The organism is Parabacteroides sp. AM08-6, from assembly GCF_003473295.1.
Taxonomy (GTDB): domain Bacteria; phylum Bacteroidota; class Bacteroidia; order Bacteroidales; family Tannerellaceae; genus Parabacteroides.
In genome coordinates this window covers 1-15,739 of sequence record NZ_QRMP01000031.1, presented here as the reverse complement: position 1 = coordinate 15,739, position 15,739 = coordinate 1, and the positions used below count along the sequence as shown (strand labels likewise).

The 15,739-nt window shown below is 39.8% G+C and carries 15 protein-coding genes; 9 read left to right on the top strand and 6 right to left on the bottom strand.

Annotated elements, in window-relative coordinates; genetic code table 11:
* Nucleotides 1–243: 243 nt before the first annotated feature.
* Nucleotides 244–552 carry an integrase core domain-containing protein gene (locus DW103_RS15100; RefSeq protein ID WP_233545710.1) on the bottom strand — a complete coding sequence of 103 codons (309 nt, stop codon included), beginning with the start codon at nt 550–552 and terminating at the stop codon, nt 244–246.
* A gap of 184 nt (nt 553–736) precedes the next feature.
* On the opposite strand from DW103_RS15100, the gene DW103_RS15095 reads away from it, so the two are divergent.
* On the top strand, nt 737–952 hold the full coding sequence (locus DW103_RS15095) for a winged helix-turn-helix domain-containing protein (protein WP_122277612.1): 216 nt from the start codon (nt 737–739) through the stop codon (nt 950–952).
* A 113-nt stretch (nt 953–1,065) separates the two neighbouring features.
* Here the strand turns inward: DW103_RS15095 and DW103_RS15090 are convergent, their stop codons facing one another.
* From DW103_RS15090 to DW103_RS15075, 4 genes are all read right to left on the bottom strand, one after another.
* Nucleotides 1,066–2,295 (bottom strand): glycoside hydrolase family 71/99-like protein, encoded by a 1,230-nt coding sequence (locus tag DW103_RS15090; protein WP_370453489.1) that lies wholly within the window; start codon nt 2,293–2,295, stop codon nt 1,066–1,068.
* Between the two features lie 21 nt (nt 2,296–2,316).
* Entirely contained in the window at nt 2,317–3,522 is a 1,206-nt protein-coding gene (locus DW103_RS15085; protein WP_122277662.1) for an ectonucleotide pyrophosphatase/phosphodiesterase, read from the bottom strand.
* An 83-nt stretch (nt 3,523–3,605) separates the two neighbouring features.
* Nucleotides 3,606–6,755 (bottom strand): carboxypeptidase regulatory-like domain-containing protein, encoded by a 3,150-nt coding sequence (locus DW103_RS15080; RefSeq protein ID WP_122277608.1) that lies wholly within the window; start codon nt 6,753–6,755, stop codon nt 3,606–3,608.
* 111 nt (nt 6,756–6,866) lie between these two features.
* Nucleotides 6,867–8,870 carry a tetratricopeptide repeat protein gene (locus tag DW103_RS15075; RefSeq protein WP_122277660.1) on the bottom strand — a complete coding sequence of 668 codons (2,004 nt, stop codon included), beginning with the start codon at nt 8,868–8,870 and terminating at the stop codon, nt 6,867–6,869.
* Between the two features lie 135 nt (nt 8,871–9,005).
* On the opposite strand from DW103_RS15075, the gene DW103_RS15070 reads away from it, so the two are divergent.
* Nucleotides 9,006–9,881, top strand: a complete 876-nt coding sequence (locus tag DW103_RS15070; RefSeq protein ID WP_122277606.1) for an SPFH domain-containing protein — start codon at nt 9,006–9,008, stop codon at nt 9,879–9,881.
* Between the two features lie 20 nt (nt 9,882–9,901).
* Entirely contained in the window at nt 9,902–10,105 is a 204-nt protein-coding gene (locus tag DW103_RS15065; protein WP_122277604.1) for an Arc family DNA-binding protein, read from the top strand.
* A 116-nt stretch (nt 10,106–10,221) separates the two neighbouring features.
* Here DW103_RS15065 and DW103_RS15060 read toward each other — a convergent pair whose 3' ends face one another.
* Entirely contained in the window at nt 10,222–11,259 is a 1,038-nt protein-coding gene (locus tag DW103_RS15060) for an SPOR domain-containing protein (RefSeq protein ID WP_122277602.1), read from the bottom strand.
* An 84-nt stretch (nt 11,260–11,343) separates the two neighbouring features.
* Here DW103_RS15060 and cbiB point away from each other — a divergent pair, with 84 nt between their 5' ends.
* From cbiB to cobC, 6 genes are all read left to right on the top strand, one after another.
* Nucleotides 11,344–12,294 carry an adenosylcobinamide-phosphate synthase CbiB gene (cbiB, locus tag DW103_RS15055; RefSeq protein WP_122277658.1) on the top strand — a complete coding sequence of 317 codons (951 nt, stop codon included), beginning with the start codon at nt 11,344–11,346 and terminating at the stop codon, nt 12,292–12,294.
* A gap of 14 nt (nt 12,295–12,308) precedes the next feature.
* Entirely contained in the window at nt 12,309–12,941 is a 633-nt protein-coding gene (locus DW103_RS15050) for a S4 domain-containing protein (protein WP_122277600.1), read from the top strand.
* Nucleotides 12,938–13,453 carry a bifunctional adenosylcobinamide kinase/adenosylcobinamide-phosphate guanylyltransferase gene (locus tag DW103_RS15045; protein ID WP_122277598.1) on the top strand — a complete coding sequence of 172 codons (516 nt, stop codon included), beginning with the start codon at nt 12,938–12,940 and terminating at the stop codon, nt 13,451–13,453. Before DW103_RS15050 ends, DW103_RS15045 begins: the two co-directional genes overlap by 4 nt.
* 14 nt (nt 13,454–13,467) lie before the next feature.
* On the top strand, nt 13,468–14,505 hold the full coding sequence (gene cobT / locus DW103_RS15040) for a nicotinate-nucleotide--dimethylbenzimidazole phosphoribosyltransferase (protein WP_122277596.1): 1,038 nt from the start codon (nt 13,468–13,470) through the stop codon (nt 14,503–14,505).
* Nucleotides 14,506–14,563: 58 nt separating this feature from the next.
* Entirely contained in the window at nt 14,564–15,313 is a 750-nt protein-coding gene (locus tag DW103_RS15035) for an adenosylcobinamide-GDP ribazoletransferase (protein WP_122277594.1), read from the top strand.
* 10 nt (nt 15,314–15,323) lie between these two features.
* On the top strand, nt 15,324–15,739 hold a 416-nt coding region (gene cobC / locus DW103_RS15030; RefSeq protein WP_122277592.1), incomplete at its 3' end, for an alpha-ribazole phosphatase family protein.

Genomic DNA, 15,739 nt, shown 5'->3' with positions numbered 1-15,739 from the left:
ACGCTGTATGTTAACGATTATCGTTGAGTACTATCCGTCTTATATATAAGTCAGGTTGACTCGGTTAAAACTAAAACATAATAAAGGTTGACCTTTTTCTCTCTTATCCATGAATGAGGTTAACCAGACCGATCAGATTGGCTGCAAAAATAATCAAGATAACAGATTTACCCCAATAGATTATGAAAAAACCACCGCGGTGGTTTGCCATGCGGCCGGAGGCGCGAAGCCTCCGAAGAGCTCCTATCCGGTCATGAGTATCCCACATTGCTTTTTTATGGCTATTTCACGGTAACTGATCCATTTCTTCTTCAGTTCTCCTTCGCAACCCGCTGCCTGTGAGGGCGTCATACCGTCTAAGCTCCAGTGAGGGCGTTCATTATTATAGAACTCCACGGCAGCTTTGACGGCAGCCTCTACATCGAAGATCCGGTAGAACTCCATGCCTTTGAGCAACTCGTTCTTTATGGTGTTATTCACCCGTTCGGCTACTGCATTGTCTTTGGGATTCCCGCTTTCCGTCATGCTGATACCTATCTTGCAATCCTTCAAACGGGCCGTATAGGCATAACGTTCGGGTTAAGCCGACGAAGCGATGCTTCCTGATTTAGAAAAAAGGGTTAAAAAGGACGCCGCTTCTTTTAAAACAGCATAAAAATGCACCTGCCTTTATATCAATTCGACCACCAAATCTGTTTTATTTATACTTATACCATAAACATAAAACATAGTTATCATGACGAAAGGAACGATTGGTTTAAATGCCGGGGCCATCTGCAACTTATTGTTAGATGGTAGGTGTTGGAGTTTTGAAGAGTTGAAAACAGCGTCATCCTTAACAGAACCTGATTTATGGTCAGCTATCGGATGGTTGGCAAGGGAGAACAAAATAGAAATTAAAAGCAGCAGTAGCCAGCTGGCTTTTGCTCCGGGGATGAATTTCAATTACTAAGTTGTTATTACAACTTTTCAGCACGTATGACCCTTTGAAATTAGTATTTATTGCCACTTTAGAAATGACTGGTCCGTCCGGATGACAGGCAGTTTCTAAAGTGACAATAGAGCTTATCTTTCAGGTAATTCCTTTTTCAATGTTTTTTCCTTTCTCAGCATACGACCGGCCTCGCCTACTAACCATAAGTAATAATCGCTCTTCAATCCTTCTTCAATCGGGACAAACGTACTGGCTCCTACAGGAACTTTGGTTGCACATTTAAAAATTGCCGTCCCTTCGTCTATTTCATCAAACATGGCAATATATAACATTTCAGCCCCGACCTCAATGGCTCCGGACAATTGTTTCCAGAGAAAAGAGCCTCTATTCCGTAAAATTTGTGTTGTGTTTTCTCCTTTCAGGTTGCGCCAGGAAAAGCCGGGAAAAGCAAGTGGGACATAATCTACACCATTCTTTTTACACCAAGCCATATCTTGTATTATTTCCTCTTTGAATGGAGGATAACCTGCTTCGTCGTATCGCCCTACCAACCAAGGCATAACAATATCACTCTTTCTTATTAATCGGTGAAGTCCGGAATCCGGCTCCGTATCTTTTTCCAACGTACGCCAAAAAGTAGGAACTCCGAGCATAATGCTAAAGCCTCTACTTTTTAATCCGTCCATAACAATTTCCACTTCCTTTAATCCGTATGCCCGATTGTCGTTGAAACCGACACCCCACAAAACGACCAGCGGTTTCCCGTTATGATGCAAATAAGTAGGATTCTGTTTACGGGCTGCCATATCATACATTGCGGACAGCTCGTCTATGTCTTTCAAAACAACTTCCTCATCACCGGGATGCATTCCGCTAAAGTCATACATAACGCATATTGCCCGTTCATATTTTCGAGCCGCTTTCATGGCCGACGAGAGAACCTTATTAAAATGAAGTTTTCCGGAAGGATTCTTTACTTCCCCCACAAATCGTTGCATAAAAACGCCATCCAGTCCATATTCTTTCATCCAACGGAAGTGCACATCTACAGTAGATTCGTCATTCGAACTGAAAACATAAGCCGGTGTCCCGTCGGCAAATGCAAATTCTGTTTTATACGTTTTCGCATATTCGGAGACATCCGGCCAAAAATCCACACTACATGAACCTGGCTTAAATCCGTCTTTTCCCCGATAATGATACCATCCCCTTCCGGCACCATCATCCGGAGCATTAAACCATCCCTGATAACCGGCCATTATCAAGCCTTTATAAGAATCATACTGCTTTATGGCTTTGTCGGAAGCTTTACCCGGCATAATCCACAGGCAAGCAAGAACAATGTAAATGACTATTTTCATGATATATTCTTTCTATATTGCTTATTTTTCTCTGAACAACTGCTCTACAATCGTACTATCTCCATCATTCGGGGCCGGCTGCAAATTTAACAAGCGGGCAATAATCAAATATAAATTCACATTCGGCATAACCGGCAACTCCGCATGTTGCTTGAATGAAGGACCGGTAGCATAGAAGATTGCTTCCATTTCCGGTGCAAAATTATCATATCCATGATTCGCTGCTAATTTCAATCTTGTATCAGGACGGAAAAGGACATAAGAACCCACATCCGGCAATATAAACAGTTCACCTATACGCGGATTTTTCCCATATACATACTTTTCCGGTATTTCATTCTTTTTCCAAACAGTTATGTTCGGTACACGTTTCAATATGGCATAGGCGCTATCTGTGTATGAAGGCTTCGGGTAGAGTAAAGCCGGTACACCGTCGAAAACGTAATCGAAGCTGTCACGAGGCAGATAGTCGTTTAAATTCACAAACTTTTCCGGCACACAAGTTGCCATTCCGTGATCGGATAAAACGATAAAATCAATCTTATCAAAGATATCCAGTTTACGAGCCTTTGAAAAGAAGCGACCGACAATGCTATCCAACTCTTCCACTTTTTTCAACGTTTCCGTAGACTCCGGGCCATAGGCATGTCCGATAGCATCCGGTTCTTCCATATACCACATAATCAGATGCGGACGCACTTTTTCCGGCAATTGCAACCATGCAATCACGGAATCTCCCCGACTTGAAAAAGGCACAGATTTATCAAATGGCTTCCAGATAGAAGGTTGACGGCCTTGCACCGGATATTCGCTTCCTACCCAATAGAAGGAAGCTGTGCGGACACCCTGTTTTTCTGCCGTATTCCAGATAGGTTCTCCTCCGAAAAAAGCAGGATTCGGTTTTCCCATTAAATAGATACTATCCAGGTCGGGGGCATAAAAGAAATTATTTACCAGACCATGATGGTCAGGATACAGACCGGTCGCCATACTGTAATGGTTGGGGAAAGTTACACTTGGAAAGGAGGGACGAAACTTTGCTTTTATACCGACATTTGCCAATGAATCCAATGTCGGTGTATTGGCTTTGTCGGGATAATCCGAACGAAAACCATCCATCGACAAGACTACCACATAATGTTCATGTTGCTTTGGCCCGACACAACCGGACATGCAAGCTGATAATATTAAAAGAATACTTACCAGTATAATTGAAAACTTTTTCATATTCATCTATATAAAGAAAGAGGTTCACAAAGATAGTGAACCTCTTCCATATAATGTCATATTCCATTTGTAAAGAAAATTTATCAGAAAATATAGCGTAAACCTACTTGAGCATGCCAACGGGAAGCTAATGATGTATTTGTAACCATTTTTCCCGGATCAATAAACTGATAAGTCATATTTTCCCCGGAACCTTTCAAGGTCAGCGGTGTCAAATCATACCCGGTTGTTGTTTGATGATATAATCCCCAATTTTTATTGAACAAGTTTCCGACATTCAGTATGTCAAAATTCACTTGTAGAGTATGCCGGCGGCCAGCCACATTCATAAAGAAGTTTTGTGCAATATGAAAATCAAAATGGTGTTCGAAAGGCATCAACATTTGATTTCTTTTTAAATGGTCGCCTTTTGTCTTACGAAGCTCATCGTTCGAATCAATCCAGTTGGCAAACGCTTCTTTCTGCTGGTCGGCAGTGGCAATTAGCTTATCATTACTGTAGTAATCAGTAAAGACCATATTAGCCCGTTCTGCATCCGTCGGGATATAAAGCAAATCATTGGAAGCTCCATCACCATTCAAATCATTGCTGTACATCAATGAATAACGTCCTCCGGTCTGTCCGTTATAGAATAAACTTACTGTTGTTGCGAAATGCTTTGCATATTCTTTTGTGTAAGAAACGGAAGCCACGATACGGTTGCGTACATCGAACATAGACCAACTCAGTTCCGGCTTTGTATCGCCATAATAAACCGCATTGTATTTCCAACCGGAATATGCCTGAGAAGAATTTCCGTCAGTCAGAGATTTTGCCTGTCCGTATGTATAAGCAGCCATGACATTCAGACCGAAATCAAAATCTTTTTCCAACTTAGCAGTCAGGTTATAAGTATATCCTTTGCTTGTATTGGTTAGAAGCATAATCTGTGTAAAATTATTATCCACTTTTGAATAGACCGGACGGTTATCTCCACCATTATTCAATGTTCCACTCTGCTTGTAATTCAGATTCTGATACCATATATTATTCAATGTCTTAGAATATAGACCTTCTATACTTGCTCGGATATCATAAGGAAATGTATGTTCCAAAGCTAAATTTGCGCGGAATACGGAAGGGAATTTGAAATCTTTATCAAGAAGGTTCACTTCTGATGTTCCGGCCGATTGATACTGTTTGGAAGGGTCTATGTTAAAATGGAAACCATCAGCACTTACTTGCGGATACCTTAACGAAGTCCTGCTCATTTCCACACCGGTATTCGAGAAGCTGTTTGAAATCCAAACAAAAGGCACACGTCCGGTAAATATTCCCACACCACCACGTAATAAAGTAAGACGTTCCTCATCCAAGTTCCAACGGAAGCCTACACGAGGCGACCATAATACTTTTGAAGAGGCCATCTGATTGTTAGTCACGCCATATTCTTGAGCCACCGAAGATGAATTAAAATCTTCATTCGCAATCGGTTTATCGAAAAAGACCGGAATATCCACGCGTAAACCATAAGTCAAACGGAATAAATTTGTAACACTCCACTCATCTTGGGCATAAAAACCTAACTGAGCTGCGCCAAATTTAGGTTTCCAGCGATTCGTTCCTGTAATTTCAACTCTTGGGATTGAATAATCGTAATACAACGGTGCTTTTTCATCTGCAGTTCCAATAGACAAAAAATCGTCCAATGAATTATATGTATATGAACCATATCCATTTGCAATATAGAGATTAGCCATCTTGAAAAACTCATTGTAAGTACCAAAGGTAACCGCATGATTACCAACAGTCCACGTTAAATTATCCGTCAAGGTAAAAATATCCTGGTCCAAGGCATTTGCCATTGAGAATCTTTCCGTACCCAGTTCAAGCGAAGTTCCGCCGGACATATTATTAATCTTTATATAAGGCAGCGCCTGACCTATCGGGTCGCGATAGTCACGGACACGTGTCCATCCTAGGCGTAATTCATTAGCCAAAGATGATTTAAACTGCGAATTTAATTCTCCTACAAGTGAATGGGTTGAGTTATTCATATAGTAACCATTATCATTTAAACGGCCTCCTGCTGGTTGTAAGGAGAAATTCATGCTACGTGCATCCAACAGGCTGTAACGCATTGTGAATTTATTTTTCTGGTTGATATTCCAATCTATACGTGCCAGAAACTTATTTGAATATGTATCCACATCCGTTAAACCATAACCACCGGCATTATATCCATTCGCCAATTGAGAAACTTTCTGAATAACTTTGTCTACTTCTTCCTTATCTAATTTGGATTCCGCTGTCCCGATATTATTGGTAGTCGGAAATGTCTCTTTGGTTCGTTCGAAGTTCGTAAAAAAGAACAATTTATTTTTGATAATCGGACCTCCTAAAGCAACTCCGTATGTTTCAATTGATTGGTCGTTCAAGCGTGTACGTGGTTTCACATCTCCCGGTGTCTTACCATAAAATTTTTCATTATTGTAATAACCATAAACCGATCCTTGAAAAGTATTTGTCCCGGATTTAGTAACAGCATTAATGCCACCACCTGTAAAACCGCTCTGCCGGACATCGAAAGGAGCTATCACAACCTGTATCTCCTCAATAGCATCCAACGAAATAGGATTCGCATTCGCCTGACCTCCGTTAGTACCACTGGCGGAAAGACCAAACACATCGTTATTTGGTGTTCCATCAATCTGGAAAGAGTTATACTTATTACTCGCTCCGGCAAATGACATTCCGCTACTGGTATTGACTCCCATCGGATTCATTTTGGTAATATCAAAAAGACTACGGTTAACAGTTGGCGTAGAAAGAATTTGAGCTTGATTAAAATTCTGGGCTGCTCCTGTTTTCTGTGAATTAAAAATCGCACTTTTAGAAGCTGTCACCACTATTTCTTCCAGTTCCCCTGACTCTTTCAAAGTGGCATCCAACAAATAGGTCTCACCTAACTGCAAAGTAATATTCTTGAATACGGCTTTATGAAATCCGACATAGGATATTTCCACCGTATAGGGTCCGCCTGTACGCATTCCCTGCAAGCTATAACGCCCGTCAACATTCGTTGTTGTCCCATAAAGAGAACCCGAAGGTTCATGGACAGCCAGAACTGTTGCACCAATCAACGGTTCCCCGTCAGCAACAACTTTACCGCTAATGCCTGATGTTGTCACCTGGGCATTTAACGAAAAAACAATACACAATAATACAAAAACAAACCAATAACGTTTCCCCATACCAGATAAGTTTAAATTAATAAAAATCAAAACATTTTTTCAGAACGATGCAAATATAGATATTTCAGATTACCCAACCATTACAAATATGATTGAATTCTATGAATTTTTTCAATTTTCTCTATCTTCCCTAAGTTGGTCGGCAATATCCTGATGCTGCCGGGCTAACTCTTCCTCACCTGTCTGACGAAATGCCTCTGCAAGATATTCATGGGCCGCAGCATGTTTTGGTTTAATATCGACGGCTTTCATAAAGTCCGAAACAGCCTCATCATAATATTTTAACTGCAAATAACATTTTCCACGATTATATCGGGATTTAAAAGATTGGGGATTTAAACGAACCGCTTCATTCAAACAAACAACAGCCTCAAAATTATCACCCAAATCCAACAAAGTGACTCCTTTCCGTACCCAAGCATCCACAAAATCAGGATACAATTTTAACGCCTTATCAAACGAACGGATAGCAGCATTCGGATCATGAGCTTTTGTGATACATTCGTTTCCCATCAGATAATATTCATGTGCATATTCTTTTTGAATTTCTCGCTGTGCATGTATTTCCTCACGGAGTTTCTTAATTTGCGCCCGTTGAGTATTAAGGCTTTGCAGTTTCATTCGAAGTAATCGTTGCACTTCCGGTTTATCCAGTTCATTCCTTTTGTTTATTGCAGCAGCAAAAGATTCAACCGCATCTTTTATATTCCCTGCATTAAAATCATGTACGGCTCGGGCATATAAAAGTTCCGCTTCACTTTCACGTAAACTTTTTTCTATTAATTGTTGGTCATTAAATATCTGGCTAAACTCCACAATCTCCTTTCTGACAAATATATCATGCGAAGAGACTTTATTTTTTAAAACAAGCCCTTCCAACGAGGTGCAACGACTCAGAGCAACATACGTTTGTCCTCCGGCAAAAACACCTCCCGTCAAATCCACCACCACCCGATTAAATGTCAATCCCTGACTTTTATGGACTGTTATAGCCCAAGCAAGACGAATTGGCAGTTGTTCAAATGTCCCGACTATTTCTTCCTCAACTCGCTTTTCCTTTTCATTGTATTTATATTTATAATTACGCCAGGAGGTAGGCTCTACCAAATATTCCCTTCCGTCTTCAAGCAAAACAAATACATTTCCGTTTTCATCAATACCTGATATCATGCCGATTGTCCCATTTACCCAACGACGTTCATAATCGTTATCAATAAAAATCACTTGCGCCTGCTCCTTGATAGACAAATTCAGTTGTGTCGGTAAAGATGCTTCAGGAAAATCTCCTTCAACTTTACCTTTTGAAACAAATTCTTCTCCCGGCAATTCTGCTAATTTTCGCTCATTAATGAAGTCCACCTGATCACGACGAGTAGCCAGTGTAATATACATATCCTCATTCCGGGGGACAAAATCGGGAAAATAGCGCGCATTCAATATTTCTAATTCCTGCTTCCGGGCAGCATTACCACGAATACGGTCCAGAATATTAATAAATACAGGATCTGTTTGCCTATACACTTTCTGCAGTTCAATCGGGACTAAATTTATCTCCTTGAATACACGAGCTGAAAAGAAATACGGGCTGGCATAAAATAGGCTCAATATCTCTTTCTGATCCGAAGGGACCACCGGTTCCAACTGAAAAACATCTCCGACAAAAAGCAGTTGCTTTCCTCCAAACGGCAAACGCATATTTCCGGAAAAAACACGTAAAATCCGATCGACACAATCGATAATATCAGCCCGTACCATCGAAATCTCATCAATAATAATCAGTTCGACTTCTGAAATCAACTTTCTATGCTCCTTTTTATACTTAAAGAACTCAAAAATACGTCCACTCTTCAAACTCAAATCAGGGTCATCCGGCAACATCGGACGGAAAGGAAGTTTAAAGAAAGAATGTAAGGTAACTCCTTCTGCATTAATAGCCGCAATACCTGTCGGAGCCAAAACCACATGCTTCTTTTTCGTATGGTTGCAAATATATTTCAGAAAAGTAGATTTGCCCGTCCCTGCTTTCCCTGTTAAGAAAACAGACTGGCGCGTATGAGTAATCAACTGCAAGGCATCCTGAAACTCTTTATTGTTCGTGTCTAACTTAAATTCCAATCGTATAAAATTTGAGTAGACAAAGCTATAGAATATTTTATACATCCACATTATAAAAAGTATATAAAATATTTGGTGAATTAAGAATTTATATCTTACTTTGTAATATCAAAATAATATCAAATACAAATCATTATGGAAGCACAAGAAAAATCTTTTAGTGGTATAAAACTTACAGGGTTTCAAGCCTTGTTGATTATTCTCCTTTTTGCGGTTTTAGCAGTTTTTACTATACTGCTCTCGAAAGTATGGAGCATTATCTTGGGAGTAATTTGCATATTCTGTATAGTTTTTATGTTTCCGGGTTTTATGATTATAGAACCAAACAACTCACGTGTTTTGACTTTTTTCGGCAGATATGCCGGAACCATTCTAAAAAACGGATTTTATTGGGTAAACCCTTTATATTTAAAAGCTAAGGTAACTTTGCGCATATTAAATCTGGATATAGAACCAATCAAAGTAAACGATAAAGTTGGAAATCCGGTTATGATTGGTGCAGTTGTGGTATGGAGAGTAAAAGACACCTATAAAGCCAGTTTTGATATTTCGGGGAATGTCAGAGATTTTGTCAAAATACAGAGCGATGCCGCCTTGCGTCAAGTTGCCGGAATGTATGCCTACGATACAAATGAAACAACAGACAAAGTAACCCTTCGCTCCGATGAAAGCGGAGAAGTGACCAAACGTTTGGAGGAAGAGCTGAACAGCCGTTTGGCAATTGCCGGCATCGAAATCGTTGAAGCTCGTATTAACTATCTGGCTTATGCTTCCGAAATTGCCAGTGTGATGTTGCGTCGCCAACAAGCCGATGCTATCATTTCAGCTCGTGAACGTATCGTAGAGGGTGCCGTCAGCATGGTTCATCTGGCTTTAGAAAAATTACAAAAAGAGAATGTTGTCGAACTGGATGAAGAACGAAAAGCAGCTATGGTCAGCAACTTACTTGTTGTTCTTTGTGCCGATGAATCTGCACAACCGGTAGTTAATACCGGTACGTTATATCAATAATTTAATATTAATACTATAATATGGCCAAAAAGGAAAATGGAAACGCGACCAAAAATTTCATTCTGCGTATCGATGCAGAAATGATGGAAGCTATTGAAGCTTGGGCTGCCGATGAATTTCGCAGTACTAACGGTCAGATACAGTATATCCTGGACCAAGCTTTACGAAAAGCAGGCCGCCTCAAGACAAAGAGGAAATCGAAACCAAATGAAGAAAAAGAGTAGAAAACTATATAACTAAAAACCTGCCTGGACGTTTTTTAAAAATCCTTCGGTTGAAAATAAATTTCATCCGAAGGATTTTTTAGAATATATTTATCACTTATTTAAAATGTTGCTATTTATCGGCTAGCAAACAACCAAGCATCCTTATATTTAGGATTGGCTCGAAGAGTTGTCATATAAGCTTCAGCCTGTTCACGATTATCAAACTTATCAGCGTAAATACGATATTTACCGTCACGAACAATTTTACTAACATGTTTGCACTCACTTACATCAACACTGGAAATATACTCATCAGCTTGTTTTTCAGAAGGGAAACTTGCAATTATAATATGATACATTTTCGGATTACTCTTCATTGTTACCGGTTCGGAAAGAACTTCCGGCTTTTGTGTTACCGAAGCCGAAGTTGCCGCCACTTTTTCTGAAGCATCTTCCTTTAGTTCTGAAAAATCAATCGATTTATCCTGTTCCATGGAAATTGTCGAAACATTCTGTTCCGAAACCTGAGATGACGCAATAATCATTTTATTGGAAACCATTTCCGTAGGAACGAAACTAGCAGTGTAAGCATCTTGTCTCACATCCTTAACCGGAGTAGATACAACCAAAAACAACGTTACAGCTGCAGCAGAAGCAACCACCGAACGAATCAATTTACGACTTATAGGAATATAAAGTGTATCTTTTTGCTTTGTAAGAAGCACAACTTCTTCTTTCTCGGCCTGCAAAGAAACTAATTGCGGGAAATGGAATGTAGATAAACCATAAGAATCTATACTAAATAGATTTGTTTCTCCCGGATGAAAAACCAATTGACCTTCGTCACCAATACTGAACGAACCCAATACCCCCATTGAAAGCTTCTTGTACTGTTGCAAGGAGTTCTTCATGTCTTCCGTATCCTCGTCCAACATTAATTGAGCTTGCCGATAGTTTATATCATACATTTGCATGTATGATTCTGCCAAAAGACCGTCACTATGCTGTAAAGTCACATTAAAACTTATCTCTTTCCGCTGTGGACGAAACATATGTTCTTCTACCCCGTAAAAAGCAGGAACAGATTGCAAAACAAAACCTCCCAACTTCGGTACAATCACACAATCATGCACCAAAAGCAAACGTTCAATATGTGTTATAATCCTAAGCATAAAGCAAAGGTATATATTTATATGAATTTACAAAACAAAAAACAGGAACAATTACTAAAATTATATTTTACCTTTGCACTTATTATGTATTGGTTCAATCAATCTGTTTATATGATAAAAGCTATTCCGTTTTTAGGCGGATGGCTGGCGGATCGCCTGCTTGGTGACCCGGAAGGTGGGCCTCACCCGATAATCGCGTTCGGCAAAATCATTTCTTGCGGAGAAAAAAAATTGAATTCAGGAAACAATCGTGCTGTAAAAGGAGCTTTATTTGCCATTATACTTGTTGTGGGTGTTTATCTGATTTGCCAGAACATACTTCTTTGGGCCAATATGCTCCATCCTAACCTATACGCTGTTCTTCTCGGTATCGGCGTTTTCTATTGTTTAGCTGGAAAAACACTAATAAAAGAGGTCAAAGCCGTTTTCAAAGCAGTAGAGCACAGTACAGAAGAAGGACGTAAACAAGTCGGACGTATTGTCGGACGTGATACTTCCCATCTCTCTCCACAGGAAATCCGGGCTGCGGCTTTAGAAACCCTGGCAGAGAATTTAAGCGATGGCGTCATTGCTCCCATGTTCTGGTTTGTTTTGCTGGGACTACCGGGTATGATGGCTTACAAAATGATAAACACTCTGGATTCTATGATTGGATATAAAAACGACCGTTACCTTGAATTTGGACAAATAGCTGCCAGAATAGACGATTTAGCAAATTATATTCCGGCACGGTTAACCGCTTGGATGATGCTGGCTGTTTCCGGAAATCTGGATAAATTGAAATTTGTAAAACATTTCGGTCCTGAACATGCCAGTCCGAACTCCGGCTATCCGGAAGCGGCCTTGGCTGCTATTCTGGATTGTCGTTTCGGAGGCACACACGATTATTTCGGAAAACCAGTAGAAAAACCTTACATCGGAACAAATGAACGGATTTTCACTACTGAAGATATGATAACAGCTATTAAAATAAACAGTAATACAGAACTTGCCATGGGCCTTCTTGTTTGTTTATTATCAATATTCATACATTAAAACAATTGTACAAAATGGAAATAAGATTGAATAAACTCATCAGTGACTCCGGACTTTGTTCACGCAGAGAAGCGGACAAGTTTATCGAAACAGGTCGTGTTACTGTAAACGGCCAACTGCCTCATATTGGGCAAAAAGTTTCGGAAAATGATATCGTCATGCTAGATGATATTAAAGTACAAGTAGGTAAACATACAGCCGAACATGTACGCGTTGCTGCCGGTAAAACACAGGGGTTAGTATTCGGAAACCAGAAGAAAGAAGAAAAAAACGAATTTAAGAAAAAAAGTTCCGAAAAGAAAGTTTCTTCCCAAAAGCCGGAAGAAAAAACTTCCGGAGATGCCATTTCCAGGAAAAAGAAAGAGCTACGCCCCGGTAAATATATAAAATACAATAAATATGCTGCTGCCCGTAAAGCAGCTCAAGAAGGAGAAAAAACGACAAAAGAGACAAAAAAAGGTTTTACAAGTCCACAAGCCATAAAAGAAGCTCTACAGCCGAAATTCGGGAAATCACTCGGCCGTTCTGCCGTTGCCCAACGCTTGGCTGCCTCACCCAAGTCGGCAAGTTTACGAAAAACGAGCAAAAATAATCCGATAAATAAAACCAAACGAACGCGCAATAAATATAAAGGAGGAGAAGAATGATACGAAAACATGTAGTTTTGGTCACCGGGGGACAACGTTCCGGTAAAAGCAGATATGCGCAAGAGCTGGCTCTGTCTTTAACCCCTAATCCGGTTTACCTGGCTACATCACGTGTTTGGGATGAAGAATTCAGACAACGCGTATTACGTCATCAAGCAGACCGGGGGCCGGAATGGACCAATATCGAAGAAGAAAAATATTTGAGTCACCACGATTTGACCGGGCAAGTGGTAGTAATAGACTGTGTAACATTATGGGGAACAAATTTCTTCTTCGATAATGAAAGTAATGTTGATTTTTCATTAACTGAACTGAAAAACGAATTTAATAAATTAACAGAGCAGGAAGCCTATTTGATTTTCGTTACAAACGAAATCGGCTTAGGAGGAGTATCTTCCGATTCTATACAACGTAAATTTACCGATTTGCAAGGTTGGCTTAATCAATACATAGCACAAAAAGCAAATGATGTAATATTTATGGTCAGCGGTATTCCCATGAAAATAAAATAATAAAACATTATACAATGATTTCATTTACTATTCACGAACCAGATACAGCTATAACCACAGCTTTAATGGATAAGATAGATAACCTGACTAAACCGAAAGGATCTCTTGGTATGCTGGAGAAAATAGCTCTCCAAATAGGACTTATTCAACAGAGCTTGTCTCCTTCATTGCATCAGCCGACAAACGTAATTTACGCATCCGATCATGGTATAGCAGACGAAGGCGTTAGCAAATCCCCTAAAGAAGTAACCCGTCAGGTCATACACAATTTCCTGAATGGAGGAGCTGGAGTTTGCTTTCTTGCCCGTCAACACGGTTTCAAAATAAAAATTGTTGATGGGGGAGTTGACTTCGACTTTCCTTCCATTTCACAACTCATCAATCGGAAAATAAGAAAAGGAACCCGTAATTTCCTCTATGAAGCCGCTATGACACAGAATGAAATGGAACAAGCTATCCAATATGGGGCCGATATAGTCACAGATTGCTATAATGAAGGTTGTAATATTATCAGCTTTGGAGAAATGGGTATCGGAAATACGGCAGCTTCCAGCATGTGGATGACTTGCCTAAGCAACATTTCTTTAATTGATTGCGTAGGCGCCGGAAGCGGTCTTGATAACGAAGGAGTAAAACATAAGTATAACGTTTTAAAAAAAGCACTTGAAAACTATCCTGGAGATAAAAGCACATTAGATGTAATGCGCTATTTCGGAGGTTACGAAATGGTAATGGCTGTCGGGGGAATGCTTCGGGCTGCAGAATTAAAAATGATTATATTAGTCGATGGATTTATTATGACAAATTGTGTTTTAGCCGCATCCCGTCTTTATCCGAAAATGCTCCCATACTGTATTTTCGGCCATTGTGGCGACGAGGCCGGTCATAAACGCATACTAGATTATTTGCAAGCAAAACCATTATTAAATCTGGGCCTTCGATTAGGAGAAGGTTCAGGTGCCGTTTGCGCTTATCCGATTGTTGTGTCGGCTGTTAATATGATTAACGAAATGCATAACTTTCAGCAAGCGGCAGTCACTAAATATTTTTAAAAAAAATTTCAGGTTCTATACCCTATTTTTTCGATAGTCAACCTCAATATTAATTATTATGCTTCACATCCTTGCAGCCTTTATATTCTTTACTCGGTTGCCTTTTTGGCGATTAACGGAAGTCCCTTCCGAATATTTTAAGAATATTGTCAGTCGTTGGGCTTTAGTCGGATGGTTCACTGCTGGCATCTCTGTCCTTGTTTTATATGCAAGTTCCCTTATACTGCCGGCAAACATAGCAATCTTGCTTGCTGTTATTACCCGTTTATTGATAACGGGATGCTTACATGAAGATGGATTAGCTGATTTTTTTGATGGCTTCGGAGGAGGAACTTCAAAAGAACGAATTTTAGCAATCATGAAGGATTCACATATCGGAAGCTATGGAGTCATCGGATTAATCTTTTATTTTGGTCTGCTATACACACTATTGAGTTGCCTGCCGATAGCATTAGCGGGAAGCGCAATACTAGCCGGCGATCCTTTTTCCAAAGGTGTATCTGCCATGATTATAAACCGGCTACCTTACGCACGGAAAGAAGAGGAAGCCAAAAACAAAACAGTTTATAACAGAATGACAACCAGTGAATATCTATTTTGCCTTTTCACTACACTTCTTCCCATATTCTGGCTTCCGAAACCCATCTATTTTTTAGCCACCATCCTCCCCATCATAGTCTTTTATATGTTGACATTTTTAATGAAAAAAAAAATACAAGGTTATACAGGAGATTGTTGTGGAGCGACTTTCCTTTTATGCGAATTAAGTTTTTATCTAAGCATAACCATTATTTATACACTAATATAAACAGAACAATATGGAAATCTATCTTATAAGACATACATCCGTTGATATTCCCGCAGGTTATGCCTACGGACAAACCGATGTTCCATTACGAGCTACATTCGAAGAAGAAGCTGAAAAAGTAAAACAAAATCTTACCAATCTAGTATTCGAAAAAGTATGGTCCAGCCCACTTAGCCGCTGTATCCGCTTGGCTTCCTTTTGTGGCTATCCGGATGCAACTAAAGAAGAACGGATAAAAGAAATCAGTTTTGGTGAATGGGAAATGAAATCATGGGAAGAATTGTCAGCTGACCCACGTGCGGAAAACTGGTTTGCCGATTGGCTCCACATTCCTGCTCCCGGTGGAGAATCACTTACCCAACAATACAACCGGGTTAGTTCATTCCTGGATGAAGTAAGAAATAGCCATTATCAAAAAGTCTGTGT